We start from the raw sequence: 14,282 nt of genomic DNA on the forward strand, positions 1-14,282 counted from the left end.
CCGTCATGGTGCGTCCGGCGGAGAGCGGGCCCGCAGCGGATCCTCGGCCGAGAGCCTCTGCGAGGCGGGGGACGTCCTGCTCGCCCACGAGCAGATCTCCCTCGCCGCGGTGGTGGGCGTCGCGGACGAGGCGACCCTCCGCGGCGGCCGGTGCACGGCCGCCGCGATCAGGGGTCACTGCACGCAGCGGGCCGGCTCCTCGTCGACGGGGAGCCCCGCCGCAGCGCAGGCGCGGAACCCGCCGACGAGGTCGGTGGCCCGATGGAGGCCGAGGTCGCGCGGGTCGCGGCCGATGAGCGCCCCGGCGCGCCGACGGCCGCAGCGGCACGCCTCGGTCACCGCCGGCGCCCGGAGGAGAAGGCTGCGAGGCCGCCGCCGACGGTGCTGCCGGAGCCGGAGCCCTCGGAGCTGGTCGAATAGGTTGTAGGGGCGGAGCGGCCCCGACGGCGCCCGCCGCCGGCGCCCTGATCGCCGCGCCGTCCGCCGCCCTCGCCGCGGCCGCCGGGACGGCCCTGGCCGCCGGAGCGGCCGGAGCCGCCCTGGCGGTCGGCCTCGCCGCCGCGACCTCGGCCGCCTCCCTGGCCGCCGCGTCCACCCTGACCGCCACGTCCACCCTGGCCGCGGCCGCCCTGACCGGCGCTCTGGCCGCGACCGCCGCGACCGCGACCGCCCTGGCCGCCGCTGCGGCGCTCGCCGGCCAGGCGCCGCTCGTCCAGCGGGGCCTCCGGCTGGCGCGGCTCATGGGTCTCGACCCGTTCGCCGGGCGCGAGCTCGGAGAGCACCGGGCTCGTCACCTCCACCCGCTGGTGGTAGGTCGGACTGATCCCGGCCTTGCGCATCAGGTCGTTCACGTCGCGCTTCTGGTCCGGGGTCTGGACAGTGATCACCGTCCCGGACTCGCCGGCGCGCGCGGTGCGGCCCGAGCGGTGCAGATAGGCCTTGTGCTCGACGGGCGGGTCGGCGTGGACCACGAGCGCGACCTCGTCCACGTGGATGCCGCGCGCGGCGATGTCCGTGCACACCATGGTCGTCGCGGTGCCGGAGCCGAAGGCCTCGAGGTTCCGGGTGCGGGCGTTCTGCGAGAGGTTACCGTGCAGGTCCACCGCGTCGACGCCGCGGGCGGAGAGCTTGCGGGCGAGGTTCTTCGCGCCGTACTTCGTGCGCGTGAACATGATCGTGCGCCCCGGCGCGGCCGCGAGATCGCGCAGCACATCGAAGCGGGAGGTCGGATCGACCTCGAGCACGTGGTGCTCCATCGTCCCCACAGGGCTCGTCGCAGGGTCCGCGGAGTGCGTGACCGGATCGTGGAGGAACTCCTTGACCAGCTTGTTCACACCCGAGTCGAGGGTCGCGGAGAACAGCATGCGCTGCCCCTTGCGCGGGGTCGCCTCGAGGATGCGGCGCACCATGGGCAGGAAGCCCATGTCGGCCATGTGGTCGGCCTCGTCGATCACGGTGATCTCGATCGCGCCGAGGTCGGCATGACCCTGCCCCATGAGGTCCAGGAGTCGGCCGGGGCAGGCGATGAGCACGTCGACGCCGCCGGCGAGGGCGTTCACCTGCGGGTTCTGCCCCACGCCGCCGAAGACGACGGCGCTGCGCAGGCCCGAGGCCTTCTCCAGCGGCTTCAGCGAGTCGGCGATCTGCGAGGCGAGCTCGCGGGTGGGGGCGAGCACGAGCGAGCGCGGCCGACGGGCGGCGCGGCGCTTCGGGGTCTCGAGCAGGCGCGCCACGAGGGGCAGCAGGAAGGCGTACGTCTTGCCCGAGCCGGTGCGGCCCCGCCCCAGCACGTCGCGGCCGGAGAGGGAGTCCGGCAGGGTCGCGGCCTGGATGGGGGTGGGCGAGGTGATCCCCAGCGGTGCGAGGGCGCCGGTGAGGGAGGAGGGCACGCCGAGGCGTGCGAAGTCCGGGGAGGTCACGAAGGGTGATCCGATCTGTGTGCGATGCACCCCGCACGTCGTCGTCACGGCGGGACCGCGCTCCGCGGTCCTCCCCGGCCGACGCTGTCTCCGTGCGGGGCCTGCCGCTCCACGTGCCCGACGCCGTGCGTCGAGGGTGCGGGGCTGCCCGGACGGGACCTGTGCCGCGGCGGGAGGACGGCACTTCGGCTCACCTTACGCGGCGGTCACCACGGGGTCGACGCAATGCGCTGCGCGTGTGAGATACCACCGTGTCTCCGTGCTCCGGCCTGCACGGGCGTGCCGTCCTGCGACCTGCGTCGGCTCGCGGGGAGGGCCCTGCCGCCCCACGATCCTCCAGGTGCGACGGCGCCGGAGGGCGCATCGTCGGCCAGGGTTTCCCACGTTGCATGTCCGAGGGCGATGCGATTGGCTTGGCCTCGACCGATCACCGCCGATCCCGCGCCAGGAGCCTCCTGATGACCCACCCGACCCCCGCGCTGCCCGAGACGCTCACCGCGCTGTTCGCCCGCGCCGACGAGCTCGCGGCCCAGCTGGACGCCCCGCTCTCCGCCGCGGCGGGCGTGCCGCGCCCCGAGCATCCGCGCCCCCAGCTGCAGCGCTCCGCCTGGCTGAACCTCAACGGCACCTGGCAATTCGAGATCGACCGCAGCGACACCGGGCGCGAGCGCGGGCTGCTGGACGCCGAGCTCGCCTCCACCATCACCGTCCCCTTCGCGCCCGAGACCGAGGCCTCCGGGATCGGCGATCGCGACTTCCTCGAGGCCGTCTGGTACCGCCGCACCGTCACGATCCCCGCCGACTGGGACGGCCTGCGCCCGATCCTGCGCTTCGAGGCCGTGGACCAGGACGCGACCGTGTGGGCGAACGGCGTCGAGGTCGCCCGCCATCGCGGCGGCTTCACCCCCTTCTCCGCGGATCTCTCCCAGGTCCCGGGCGTCGGCGCCGGCAGCGAGGTCGCCGTCGTGGTCCGTGCCCGCGACCCGCACGACCAGCCCCAGGCCCGCGGCAAGCAGTCCACCTGGTTCCGGCCCACCCATGCCAACTACCACCGCACCACCGGCATCTGGCAGACCGTGTGGCTCGAGGGCGTCCCCGCCGACGAGATCCGCTCGCTGCGCATCCTCCCCTCGCTCGCCTCCACCTCCTTCTCGATCGATGTGCCGCTCTCGCGCAGCACCCCCGGCACGAGCCTCGAGGTCATCGCCTCCGTTCCCGGCGGGGCGGAGGTGGCGCGCGCGAGCGTCCGCGCGGACCTCGACCTCGCCCCGCACCTCGAGCTCGCGATCCCCGCCGAGCACGTGCGGGTGTGGGGCCCCGGCGCGCCGGAGCTGTACGCGCTGCAGGTGCGACTGCTGGATGGGGACAGCGGCGTGCTCGACGAGGTCCGCTCCTATGCGGGGCTCCGCTCCACCTCGCTGAACGCCCACGAGTACCGCCTCAACGGCGAGAAGGTCTTCCAGCGCCTGGTCCTGGATCAGGGGTACTGGGAGGACACCTTCATGACCGCCCCGTCGGACGACGCCTTCGCCGCCGACATCCGCCTCGCCCTGGAGGCGGGCTTCAACGGCGCCCGCCTGCACCAGAAGGTGTTCGAGCAGCGGATGCTGTTCTGGGCCGACCTGCACGGCTATCTCACCTGGGGCGAGTTCGGGGACTGGGGCGTCTCGGGCCTGGGCCCGCTCGGCGACAACCAGCAGCCCACCGCCTCCTTCATCGGGCAGTGGGTCGAGGCGGTCGCCCGCGACATCAACCACCCCTCGATCATCGGCTGGTGCCCGCTGAACGAGACCCATCAGATCCTCCACGACCGCTACACCCAGCTCGACACCGTCACCCAGGCCATGTACGACGCGACCAAGCTCGCCGATCCCTCGCGGCCGGTCCTGGACGCCTCCGGCTACTCGCACCGGGTGCGAGGGGCCGACGTGTACGACTCGCACTCCTACGAGCAGGACCCGGAGCGCTTCCGTGCCGAGCAATCGGGTCTCGCAGAGGGCCGCCCCTTCGCGAACCGCCGCGATCTGGCCCCGGACGAGCACCCCTTCGCCGACGGCGAGTTCTCCCTGCCCTTCGCCGGCCAGCCCTACTTCGTCTCCGAGTACGGCGGGATCTGGTGGAACGCGCAGGAGGCGCGGGAGATCGCCGAGGCGGCGAAGGCCGGGAACAACGCCGCCGAGTCCTGGGGCTACGGCCAGCGGATCACCAGCGAGGAGGAGCTCTACGAGCGCTTCGAGGGGCTCACCCGCGTGCTGCTCGAGGACCCGCTGATGTTCGGCTACTGCTACACGCAGCTGACCGACGTGTTCCAGGAGAAGAACGGCGTGGTCGACTTCGCCCGCGGCCGCAAGCTCGACCTCGCCCGGCTCCGCGCGATCCAGGAGCAGGCCGCGGCGTACGAGACCGAGGGCTGATCCGCCCATCCCAGCACCGTCGCCCGGTTATTCCGTGGCGTCGGCGGCGGTGCCGCGTGACCATGGGCACATGATCGATCAGAGCCGCCTCTGGGACGCGCAGGCCGCCGCCGAGTACGACACGCCCGGCGAGGGCATGTTCGCCCCCGAGGTGCTGGGGCCGACGGTCGACCTGCTCGCCGAGCTTGCCGCGGGCGGTCCCGCTCTCGAGCTCGCGATCGGCACCGGCCGCGTCGCGATCCCGCTGCGCGAGGCGGGCGTGCCCGTCACCGGCATCGAGCTGTCGGAGCCGATGATCGCCCGGCTGCGGGAGAAGGCCGACGCGGCGTCGATCCCCGTCGTCGCCGGCGACATGGCCACGGCCGCGGCGGGGGAGGGATTCTCCCTCGTCTGCCTGGTGTTCAACACGATCTCGAACCTCCTGACGCAGGAGGAGCAGGTGGCCTGCTTCCGCAATGCCGCCCGCCATCTCGCCCCGGGAGGCTGCTTCGTGGTCGAGCTGTGGGTGCCGCAGCTGCGCTCCCTCGCCCCCGGTCACGGCGGCACGGTCGAGGTCTCCGAGCCCGGCTATCTCCTCGTGGACACCTATGACGTCCTCGCCCAGCAGGTGGTCTCCCACCACCTGCGCTTCGACCCCGCCGTCGACGGGGCGCGCGGCGCGCGTCTGGGCCGCACCCCGCACCGCTACATCTGGCCCTCCGAGCTCGACCTCATGGCGCAGCTGGCAGGATTCACCAGGGAGTCCCGCTGGGCGGGCTGGGACCGCAGCGAGTTCACCGCCGACTCCCGCAGCCATGTCACCGTCTACCGCCTGACCGGAGGAACCCCGTGAGCGACACCTCGACCCCGCCGATCTCCCTGCGACGGGACGCGCTCACCCTCGAGGACGTCCCCGCCCTCGCCGCACTGCTGAACGCCGTGGACGCGCACGAGCAGCTCGGCGAGCCCGCCGAGGAGCCGAGCATCCGCGAATGGCTGCAGATGCCGCGCCTCGACCTGGCGGTCGACACCGTCGCGGTGTGGGCGGGGGAGGAGCTGATCGGCGTCGGCCTGGTCACCGTCTCGCCGCATCCCGACCGCGACGGCCGCGCCCGCGTCCAGCTCAGCGGCGCCGTGCACCCGGCGCACCGTCGCCAGGGGCTGGGCACCTCGATCCTCGCCCAGCTCGAGGAGCGGGGACGGGAGCTCACCGCGCAGCGGCATCCCGGGCTGCCCGCGGTGCTGCGCACGGGCGGCGGCCGCGACCCCGAGCCGGGCGCCGGCCCGGGCGGCGCGGACGTGCGTCCGGTGCTCGAGCAACGCGGCTACCGCCGGGTGCGCTCCTGGCTCGAGATGGAGCGGGAGCTGCCCGGCGAGGCGCTGCGCGTGCCCGTCCCGGACGGCGCCGAGCTGGTCACGCCCGGCCCTGAGCGGAGCGAGGCGGTGCGCGTCGCCCACATCGCAGCCTTCGCCGACCACTGGGGCTCCGCCCCGATCGACGCGGACACCTGGCAGCTGTGGGTCACCTCCCACACCTCCCGGCCCGAGCACTCCACGATCGCGCTCGCCGAGGACGGCACCGTGCTCGCCTACGCCATCACCTCCGAGGACCGCCCCGGCGTGCTGCACATCGCGCTGGTCGGCACCCGTCCCGAGGCGCGCGGCCGGGGACTCGCCCGCGCGGTGCTGGCCCGCACCCTCGCCTCCGCGGCGCAGGCCGGCTTCTCCGGCGCCGCCCTCGAGGTCGACGCCGAGTCCCTCACCGGCGCGACCCGGCTGTACGAGGCCGTCGGCTTCCACCGCGCCCACGTGTACGCGACCTATGAGAAGCCCGTGGAGTGAGCCGCCACCTCCCCGCCTCGTCCTCGCACGGCGCTCTTGACGTCTGCCGCACCTACTGTACATAGTGTCTATGCACAGTAGGTGCGGTCGTCGTCGACGGCCGTCGGATCCGGGGGAGGGGTGACGCGGATGCACATCCCGCTCGACCCTTCCGCACCCGAACCGATCTACGAGCAGATCCGCGCGCATCTGGCCGAGGCGATCCTTCGAGGCGATCTCGACCCCGGGCAGGCCCTTCCCTCGATCCGCGTCCTCGCTCGCGACCTGCGGGTCAGCGTCATCACCACCACCCGCGCCTACAACGAGCTGGTGGCCGACGGCCTGGTGGACTCCGTGCGCGGCAAGGGGGTCTTCGTCCGGGCCCAGGAGCCCGAGGAGATCCGCGCCCGGGCGCTCGAGCGCATCGACGAGGCGCTCGCCGAGGCCGCCCGGACGGCGCGGACCGCCGGCATCGGGGCCGAGGAGCTGCACACCCGCCTCACCCGCGCCCTGGAGGAGGACTGATGAGCACGACACCCCCGCACCCGTCCGAGCATGAGGACGCCACCGGGACGCGCCTCGCCCCGGAGCCGCCTGCCGCCGTGCATGCCCGGGACCTGACCGTGGAGCTGCCCTCGCGGGACCGCCCCCACGCCGCTCCGCTCCGCGCCGTGCAGGAGCTCGATCTCACCGTTCCCGCAGGCCAGGTCACGGCGCTCGTCGGCGCCAACGGCGCAGGCAAGACCACCACGCTGCGCACGATCCTCGGAGCCCTGCCCTTCTCGGCGGGGCGGCTCGAAGTGCTCGGCACCGCGATGGGGCCGGCACGGGTCGCCGTGCCGCAGGGCGTCGCCGTCGTCCCCGACACCCCCGCCTATCCGGAGCGCTGGACGGCGCGCAAGGTCGCCCGGGCGTACGCCGCCGCGGGACCCTTAGACCTCGCGCGCTTCGAGGCCCGGTCGACGGCGCGCCGGGTGCCCCTGGACCGGCCTGTCAGCTCCCTCTCCCGCGGGCAGCTCACCCAGATCGCGGTCGCCGCGGCGCTCGCCCGCGACCCGCGGCTCCTGCTCCTGGACGAGCCCTTCGCGCGACTGGACCCGCTGGCCCGCACCGACCTCGTCGACGAGCTGCGCGAGATGATGACCCGCGGGGACCGCACGATCCTGCTGTCGACCCACGACCTCGAGGGCATGGACCGCTTCGTCGACCATCTCGTGGTGATCGCCGACGGCCGCGCGGTGCTCGAAGGGGAGGTCGAGATGCTCTGCGAGGAGTTCCTCCTGCTCGAGCAGCCCTCGGACCGTGCCCCGGGGAGCGACCCCGGCTCGCCGCTGATCGGCCCGGCCACCACGGGCGGCACCACCCGCGGTCTCGTCGCGGTCGACGACGCCGCCGGGCTGATGCCCGAGGTCTCGCTCCGCCGACCGACGATGAGCGAGCTCGTCACCCACTGCCTGCGCGCCGCCGGCACGCCCCCGGCGCCCGGCGCGGCCCCTGCATCCGGCGCGCACCCTGCCCCCGACACGACGCCCGCTCCCGCCACGACCTCGAGGAGGGAGGAGTCATGATCCCGATCCGGCAGGCGATGCTCATGGAGCTGCGACTGAACAACGGCCGCTTCGGCACTGCCATCGTGCTGTGCGTGCTGTGCCTGGTCCTCGCGGCGACCGTCACCGACGCCCTGGTGGCCGTGCTGCCGATCTGGGCGGCGCTGGCCTGGTACCGCTATGGCCGGGCGGACACCGCCTCGCGTGCGGAGCTGAGAGCGAGCCTCGGCCTCTCCCGCGCGGACCGGGTGCGGGGGCGTGTCGCACTGATCGGTCTCGAGACGCTGCTGCTCCTGCTCACCTCGGCTCTCGCCCCGTTCGCCGTCACCGCGACCGGGCGCGCGACCTCCGTGGAGCCCGGGCCCACCTTCACGGTCCAGGGGCCGCCCGGTCTCCCGCAGGCGGCGCTGGTGCTGGTCGGCCTGGCCATGTCCGCTCTCGTGCTGGTGATCACCGCGATCGTCGTCGGTGGTGACTGCCTCACCCATCGCCCTGCCCGGTCGATGGCGGTGCTGAGCATCGTCGTCTACCTCGGCGCCGGCATGATCTGCTCCGCGGCCATCAGGATGCCGCTGGTGGCCCTCGGCCTGGGGGATGTGTCCCTCGGCTGGTATCTCCTGGCCGGGGCCGGGGCGGTGGTGCTCCTCGCCGCGGCCCTGCTGGTGCTGCGCCGACGGGTCCGCAGGTGGATCCGCGATCTCGACTCGGGGGCCGCCGCCCGGGCGCTCGCCGCCGTGTGAGCCCCGACGGGGTGCGAGTCGCGGCCGGCCGGTGCGGTGCCGTCTCCGGTGAGCATCGGGCCACACCCGCCCGGCCGACGGGGACGGGAGCGCCGGGAGGCTGTGGAACGATTGCGCCCATGACGATCACCGCTGCGGCCGACGGCTCCGCCCTCGGCAATCCCGGACCCGCCGGCTGGGCCTGGTACATCGACGAGGACACCTGGCGCGCGGGCGGCTGGCCCCACGGCACCAACAACATGGGCGAGCTGAAGGCCGTCCTGGACCTCCTCGAGGCGACCGCCGTCGATGCCGATCAGCACCTGCACATCCTGTGCGACAGCCAGTACGTCATCAACTCGGTGACCAAGTGGATGCCGGGCTGGAAACGCAAGGGCTGGCGGAAGAAGGACGGCAAGCCCGTCATGAACGTCGAGCTGCTGAAGGACATCGACCGGGCGCTCGCCGGACGCAGCGTCGAGTTCGAATGGGTCAAGGGCCACGCGGGGCACGCGATGAACGAGGCGGCCGACCGGCGCGCCAACGCCGCCGCGACCGCCTTCTCGAAGAAGCAGGATCCGCAGGTCGGACCTGGATACCGGGGGAGTGGGGCACCGCCCGGCACCATCACTCCGTCGTCCGGCACCGCCGCCCCGTCGGCCGCTCGCCCCGCCGCGGACTCTCCCGCGCCGCAGGCCGAGCCCGCCGAGGCGGACCTGTTCAGCCTCTTCGACCAGCCCGCCGCGCCGTCCTGCTCGACCGCGGCCGAGGACACGATGCTGGTGGCCGACGCCCCCGGCACGAGCGACTTCGAGCAGGTCATCACCCGCGAGCAGGCGCTGCTGAGCGATGCGCTGCGCGCCGATGCGCCGAGCGCGGCCGAGCTGCTCCACCCCGCCTTCACCGAGATCGGTGCGAGCGGGACCGCCTACGACCGCGAGCAGATCCTTGCCACCCTCGCCCCGCTGGAGGACGTCCACGCCGAGGAGTTCGTCGCCGACGAGATCGCCCCCGGCGTGATCCTGCTGCGCTACGACACCACCGGCCCCGAGGGCACCGCCCGCCGCAGCTCCCTGTGGGTGCGGGAGAAGGGCCGCTGGCTGCTGCGCCACCACCAGGGCACCCCGGAGGGCAGCCGGCCGCGGTGACGACCTCCGTCCCGCTCGCCCAGCGCGCAGGCGGGCCCGACCTCGCCCGCGGCCTCGCCCTGCTCGGCATCGCGCTCGCGAACCTCGTCGGCTGGCTCCACGGCTCCGCCTGGACCGTGCTGCTGAAGCAGGCCGACGCGGGCCCCGCCGACCGCGCCGTGGACGTGCTGCTGGCCCTTCTCGTCGACAACCGCGGCTTCCCGCTGTTCGCCCTGCTGTTCGGCTACGGGATCGGGATCCTCCGCCGCCGCTCCCTCGCCCGCGGGGAGCGCAGCGGACGCTTCCTGCGCCGCATGCTGCGCCGGCATCTCGTGCTCCTGGCGATCGGCCTCGCCCACGCGATCCTCCTGTTCAGCGGCGACATCCTGGTGCCCTACGCGATCATCGGGATGCTCTGCGCGGTGCTCGTGACCCGGCACCGGCTGCTCCTGGCCGCCGCCGCGCTGGTGACGCTGCCGGTGCTCGGCGTGTGGGGATGGGGCGACGGCACGATCGGGCTCGGCCAGGGCACCGGCTACGCCGCGGCCTCCGCCCCGGACTATCGCGCCGGCATCGGGATCCGCGCTCCGGACGCGCTGCGCGCCATGCTGCTCGCCCCGATCGAGGAGCTCGGCCTGCTCGCCCCGATGGCGCTCGGCGCGCTCATGGCCCGCTCCCGCCTGCTCGAGGACGTCCCCGCACACCGGCGCCGGCTCGCCCAGCTCACCCGCTGGGGCCTGGGCGCCGGTCTGCTCGGCGCGATGCCGCTGACGACCGTGCTCGTCCTGGACCCCGCGCACGCCCACCTCGACTCCGAGCTCCTGCTCGGCATCCTCGGGGTGCTGCACCAGATCAGCGGCCTCGCCGGGGGCATCGGCCTCGCCGCCGCCGCGGCGCTGATCGCCGAGCGGTGGCGCCCCCGCCCTGTGCTCGCCGCCGCTCGCTCTGTGCCCGCCGCCCGCGCCCTTCGCGTCGGCGTGGTCGTCCGCGCCGTCGAGGCACTCGGCGCCGTCTCCCTCAGCGCCTATCTCGCGCAGTCGCTGCTGTGCCTGGCGCTGTTCCCGCCCTACACCCTGGACCTCGGGGCCCGGCTCGGCAGCTCCGGCGCCGCGGTGCTGGTGTTCGCCGGATGGCTCGTGATGCTCCCGCTCGCGGATCTGCTGCGGCGTCACGGCCGGCGCGGCCCGATGGAGCAGGCGCTGCGCCTCCTGGCAGGATCGGGTGCGCACCGATCCGCCCGAGACCCGCGATCCGCCCGAGCCCGCGGAGGAGCCCGATGACCGTCTTCGCCGACACCCCGCGCTGGCCCCGTCACGGCACCCTGTGGGGGCACCTGATCTCCGATGCGTCCCTCGCCGAGCTGCACGAGGCCGCGTCTCGCGCCGGCCTGCCGCCCCGGGCCTTCGACCTGGACCATTACGACTGGCCCGCCGCGTCCCGACCCGGGCTGGAGGCCGCCGGAGTGCGCTTCGTCGGCGACCGCGAGCTGACGCGGATCCTGCTGCGCTCCGGCCTGCGGGTGAAGCTCTCCGAGCGCCCCGCCGCCCGGGCCCGGCGCAGCGCCGAGCACGCCGCCGAGCTCGGACTCTCCCCGGTCCCGCGCGACCTGATCGTCGGCCCCCTCGGCCATGTCGACCCCCTGCCCGCGGAGCCGGGAGCCTTCCGACTCACCCGCGAGGACCCCGCGCAGCCGGCACGCATCGAGGCCCACGACGCTGCGGGCCGACGGGCCGCAGGCAGGCTGCTCGAGCAGCTCGACCGCCTCGCCCGCGCCGCCGGCGCAGAGGGGTTCACCGGCCAGGTGATGGACGGTCCCGCCCCGAGCCGCTGAGCGACCGCCCGGCCTCGCTGCGCCCTCGCACGGCCCGGCGCCCCGGGATCAGCTCCGCGTGTCCTCGTCGTCCGGCGCGTCCGGGGACCCGGCAGAGCCGGTCAGGGCCCGCAGCTGGTCGGGCTCGACCTGCTGCTCAGGGGCGAGATCGGTGCCCAGCAGCTCGACCCAGAAGGTCGCCCCGCCCCCGGGCGTCGGGTCCACGCCGATGGCGCCGCGATGCTGCTGCACGATGGTCGCCGCGATCGACAGGCCCAGGCCCGCCCCTCCGCCCTGCGTGGCCGAGCGGACGCGGGAGGAGTCGGTGCGGTAGAAGCGCTCGAACACCTTCTCCCGCTGGTCGTCGTCGATGCCCTCGCCGTGGTCGCGCACCTCGATGCGCACCCTTCCCTCGTCGGTGCGTCCCACCGCGAGCTCGACGGGGGAGCCCTTGGGGGTATGGCGGTTCGCATTGCCGACGAGGTTCAGGATCACCTGGCGCAGCGACGCCTCGTCGCCGAGCACCCCGAAGGGCAGGTGCGGCTCCACCGACAGCGGCGTGCCCTGCAGCGAGACGACCATGACCTGGCGCTCGGGGTCCAGGGCGCGCAGATCCTGCGCCGCGTCGAAGAGCGCATCGGTGAGGTCCACCGGCTCGAGGGCCAGATCGGGCCGCTCGTCCAGGCGGGCCAGGCGCAGCAGGTTCTCCACGAGCGAGCCCATGCGCCGCGCCTCGTCCTCGATGCGGCGCATCGCCGAGGCGGTGTCCTCGTCCGTGCGCAGCGCCCCCATCCGGTACAGCTCGCCGAAGCCGCGGATCGCGGCCAGCGGGGTGCGCAGCTCGTGCGAGGCGTCGCCCACGAAGCGCCGCATCCGCGCCTCCGAGGAGGTCGCCTTCTCCTCCGAGGCGGACTGCGCGGCGAAGGCCTGCTCGATCCGCACCAGCATCTCGTTCAGGGAGAGCGCGAGGTCGTGCACCTCCAGGCTCGTGTCCGTCACCGGCACGCGGCGGGAGAGGTCTCCGGCGGCGATCTGGGAGGCGGTGGCCTCCACGTCCCGCAGCGGCTCGAGCGCCCGATGGGTCACATAGCCTCCCAGCCCCATCCCCACGAGCACCACCAGCGTGCCCACCAGCACGATGATCAGGGCCATCTCGTGCATGGTGCGATCCACGGAGGTCAGCGGCAGGGCGACGTACACGCTGCCCTTGTCGGGGCCGGAGTTCAGCATCGCGATGACGCGCCAGCGGTTCTCCGAGGAGTCCAGCACCGTGAACGGGCGGCCGCCGCGGCGCAGGATCTGCTCATCGGTCAGCTGCGGGAACTGGACGGTGACATTGCCGGACCCGTAATGGATGACCTTCCGCTCGACCGACTCGCCGCGGTCGTCCCGGATCTCGACCGCGTACTCGACGGGGATGTACGAGGTCGAGGCGAGCGCGTCCTCGTCGTCCCCGGCCAGCTCGTGCTGGGCCAGGGAGAGCATCTCGCCGATGCTGGACTGGAGGCTGTTGTCGACCGACTGGATCAGGGTGCGGTTCAGCAGGAACAGCGACAGGCTCCCGGTGACGACGACCCCGAGCACCAGCAGCAGGGAGATCAGCGCGACGATCCGGGTCCACAGGGACATCGGCCGCTCGGTGCGCAGGCTCGGCAGGGCCACTGGGCGGTGCTCCTCCCCTCGTCCTTCCGGGTCAGGCGCCCTCGGCGGCGCGCAGCACGTAGCCGATGCCGCGCTTGGTGTGGATCATCGGCTCGCCGACCACGTCGACCTTGCGGCGCAGGTAGGAGATGTAGGACTCGACGATGCCCACCTCTCCGGACCAGTCGTAGTCCCACACGTGGTCGAGGATCTGGGTCTTGGAGACGACCCGGCCCGCGTTCAGCATGAGATAGCGCAGCAGCTTGAACTCGGTCGGGGACAGCTCGATGTTCACGTCGGCCCGGTGGACCTCGTGGGAGTCCTCGTCCAGGCGCAGATCGCCGACGACGAGGGCGCTGTCCACGGTCGTCTCCGAGCCGCCGTGGGTGCGGCGCAGCACGGCCCGGATGCGGGCGACGACCTCCTCGAGGCTGAAGGGCTTGGTGACGTAGTCGTCGCCGCCGACGGTCAGGCCCGCGACCTTGTCCTGCGTCTCGTCCTTCGCGGTGAGGAACAGGATCGGGTACTGCTCGCCGCGGTCGCGCAGGCGCCGGGTGACGGTGAACCCGTCCATGTCCGGCAGCATCACGTCCAGCACCACGAGGTCGGGCTGGTGCTCGGTCGCCTCGCGGATCGCCTCGTTGCCGGTCGAGGCGGTGAACACCTCGAAGCCCGCGAAGCGCAGGGAGGTGGCCAGGAGGTCGCGGATGTTGGGCTCGTCGTCGACGACCAGGAGGCGCGCCTCGTAGTCGTGGTCCTCTGTCGAAGTCATGGGAACACCGTCCTCCTTCAGCTTGGGAGACGGCTGGGCGTCTCCTGGGCGTGGTCAGCGCAGGCTGCGCTGGGCCTTCTCCTGCTGCTTGCGCAGCTTGCGGATCGTCCACCCCATCTGGATCATCCGGACGGAGCCGACGAGCGCCATGACCAGCGCGCCTGCGATCGCAGCGAGGAGCATCGCGACGCCGAGCGGGAGGTCGAACCGGGCCGAGAAGTACTCGAAGCCCGCGGTCTGGTTGTTCTGGATCACGAAGATGAGCAGGAGCACGAGCACGATCGCGCCGAGGATCAGCGCGATCCACGTGGTCGCGGTCTTGCCGCCGCGGGAGACGGGGACGTCTGTCCGGGTGTCCGCGGGGTCCTCGACGGCAGGACGCTCCGCGGCGCGGCGGCCGGTCGGGCCCGCGTCCCGAGGCGCGGTCGCGTCGGTGTCCTCCGCGGGGGAGTGCTCGGAATCCTGCGGCACCTGAGCAGCGCCACGATCAGGGGTGACGTCCTCAGAGTGGTGGTCAGCGGGCTGGGTCATGG

At 73.6% G+C, this 14,282-nt stretch carries 14 protein-coding genes; 9 read left to right on the forward strand and 5 right to left on the reverse strand.

Annotated features, from left to right (window positions below; genetic code table 11):
• Window positions 1-174: 174 nt before the first annotated feature.
• Window positions 175-339 (reverse strand): hypothetical protein, encoded by a 165-nt coding sequence (locus tag D1648_RS04760; protein ID WP_241155355.1) that lies wholly within the window; start codon window positions 337-339, stop codon window positions 175-177.
• A complete protein-coding gene (locus tag D1648_RS04765) occupies window positions 336-1,919 on the reverse strand; it encodes a DEAD/DEAH box helicase (RefSeq protein WP_122940245.1) in 1,584 nt (527 codons plus the stop codon). Before D1648_RS04765 ends, D1648_RS04760 begins: the two co-directional genes overlap by 4 nt.
• A gap of 458 nt (window positions 1,920-2,377) precedes the next feature.
• Here D1648_RS04765 and D1648_RS04770 point away from each other — a divergent pair, with 458 nt between their 5' ends.
• The 9 genes from D1648_RS04770 (at window position 2,378) to D1648_RS04810 (ending at window position 11,357) form a co-directional block, all read left to right on the forward strand.
• Entirely contained in the window at window positions 2,378-4,333 is a 1,956-nt protein-coding gene (locus D1648_RS04770) for a glycoside hydrolase family 2 protein (RefSeq protein ID WP_122939660.1), read from the forward strand.
• Between the two features lie 70 nt (window positions 4,334-4,403).
• Window positions 4,404-5,165, forward strand: a complete 762-nt coding sequence (locus tag D1648_RS04775) for a bifunctional 2-polyprenyl-6-hydroxyphenol methylase/3-demethylubiquinol 3-O-methyltransferase UbiG (RefSeq protein WP_122939661.1) — start codon at window positions 4,404-4,406, stop codon at window positions 5,163-5,165.
• Window positions 5,162-6,154 carry a GNAT family N-acetyltransferase gene (locus D1648_RS04780; protein ID WP_241155356.1) on the forward strand — a complete coding sequence of 331 codons (993 nt, stop codon included), beginning with the start codon at window positions 5,162-5,164 and terminating at the stop codon, window positions 6,152-6,154. The genes D1648_RS04775 and D1648_RS04780 overlap by 4 nt, the downstream gene beginning before the upstream one ends.
• 129 nt (window positions 6,155-6,283) lie before the next feature.
• The gene (locus D1648_RS04785) at window positions 6,284-6,658 is read left to right on the forward strand and encodes a GntR family transcriptional regulator (protein ID WP_122939662.1); all 375 of its coding nucleotides are present in this window, start codon (window positions 6,284-6,286) and stop codon (window positions 6,656-6,658) included.
• Window positions 6,658-7,701, forward strand: coding sequence for an ABC transporter ATP-binding protein (locus D1648_RS04790; protein ID WP_122939663.1), 1,044 nt, complete (start codon window positions 6,658-6,660; stop codon window positions 7,699-7,701). Before D1648_RS04785 ends, D1648_RS04790 begins: the two co-directional genes overlap by 1 nt.
• A complete protein-coding gene (locus D1648_RS04795) occupies window positions 7,698-8,420 on the forward strand; it encodes a hypothetical protein (RefSeq protein ID WP_122939664.1) in 723 nt (240 codons plus the stop codon). The genes D1648_RS04790 and D1648_RS04795 overlap by 4 nt, the downstream gene beginning before the upstream one ends.
• Before the next feature lie 119 nt (window positions 8,421-8,539).
• The gene (locus tag D1648_RS04800) at window positions 8,540-9,547 is read left to right on the forward strand and encodes a ribonuclease HI family protein (protein ID WP_122939665.1); all 1,008 of its coding nucleotides are present in this window, start codon (window positions 8,540-8,542) and stop codon (window positions 9,545-9,547) included.
• Entirely contained in the window at window positions 9,544-10,806 is a 1,263-nt protein-coding gene (locus D1648_RS04805) for a DUF418 domain-containing protein (protein ID WP_122939666.1), read from the forward strand. Before D1648_RS04800 ends, D1648_RS04805 begins: the two co-directional genes overlap by 4 nt.
• Window positions 10,803-11,357 (forward strand): DUF4031 domain-containing protein, encoded by a 555-nt coding sequence (locus D1648_RS04810; RefSeq protein WP_122939667.1) that lies wholly within the window; start codon window positions 10,803-10,805, stop codon window positions 11,355-11,357. The genes D1648_RS04805 and D1648_RS04810 overlap by 4 nt, the downstream gene beginning before the upstream one ends.
• A 48-nt stretch (window positions 11,358-11,405) precedes the next feature.
• Here D1648_RS04810 and D1648_RS04815 read toward each other — a convergent pair whose 3' ends face one another.
• The 3 genes from D1648_RS04815 to D1648_RS04825 are packed head-to-tail and all read right to left on the reverse strand — an operon-like array spanning window position 11,406 to window position 14,280.
• Window positions 11,406-12,998 carry a HAMP domain-containing sensor histidine kinase gene (locus D1648_RS04815; protein ID WP_122939668.1) on the reverse strand — a complete coding sequence of 531 codons (1,593 nt, stop codon included), beginning with the start codon at window positions 12,996-12,998 and terminating at the stop codon, window positions 11,406-11,408.
• Window positions 12,999-13,029: 31 nt separating this feature from the next.
• A complete protein-coding gene (locus D1648_RS04820; protein WP_122939669.1) occupies window positions 13,030-13,749 on the reverse strand; it encodes a response regulator transcription factor in 720 nt (239 codons plus the stop codon).
• Window positions 13,750-13,803: 54 nt separating this feature from the next.
• On the reverse strand, window positions 13,804-14,280 hold the full coding sequence (locus tag D1648_RS04825; protein WP_241155357.1) for a lipopolysaccharide assembly LapA domain-containing protein: 477 nt from the start codon (window positions 14,278-14,280) through the stop codon (window positions 13,804-13,806).
• Between the last annotated feature and the right edge of the window lie 2 nt (window positions 14,281-14,282).

Source organism: Brachybacterium sp. EE-P12 (assembly GCF_003711805.1).
Lineage (GTDB): Bacteria > Actinomycetota > Actinomycetes > Actinomycetales > Dermabacteraceae > Brachybacterium.

What these genes read in the sequence shown, in the direction of transcription:
- D1648_RS04770 (WP_122939660.1), top strand. Translation starts at nt 2,378, where the DNA reads ATGACCCACCCGACCCCCGCGCTGCCCGAGACGCTCACCGCGCTGTTC.
- D1648_RS04775 (WP_122939661.1), top strand. Translation starts at nt 4,404, where the DNA reads ATGATCGATCAGAGCCGCCTCTGGGACGCGCAGGCCGCCGCCGAGTAC.
- D1648_RS04785 (WP_122939662.1), top strand. Translation starts at nt 6,284, where the DNA reads ATGCACATCCCGCTCGACCCTTCCGCACCCGAACCGATCTACGAGCAG.
- D1648_RS04790 (WP_122939663.1), top strand. Translation starts at nt 6,658, where the DNA reads ATGAGCACGACACCCCCGCACCCGTCCGAGCATGAGGACGCCACCGGG.
- D1648_RS04795 (WP_122939664.1), top strand. Translation starts at nt 7,698, where the DNA reads ATGATCCCGATCCGGCAGGCGATGCTCATGGAGCTGCGACTGAACAAC.
- D1648_RS04800 (WP_122939665.1), top strand. Translation starts at nt 8,540, where the DNA reads ATGACGATCACCGCTGCGGCCGACGGCTCCGCCCTCGGCAATCCCGGA.
- D1648_RS04810 (WP_122939667.1), top strand. Translation starts at nt 10,803, where the DNA reads ATGACCGTCTTCGCCGACACCCCGCGCTGGCCCCGTCACGGCACCCTG.
- D1648_RS04820 (WP_122939669.1), bottom strand. Translation starts at nt 13,749, where the DNA reads ATGACTTCGACAGAGGACCACGACTACGAGGCGCGCCTCCTGGTCGTC.
- D1648_RS04825 (WP_241155357.1), bottom strand. Translation starts at nt 14,280, where the DNA reads ATGACCCAGCCCGCTGACCACCACTCTGAGGACGTCACCCCTGATCGT.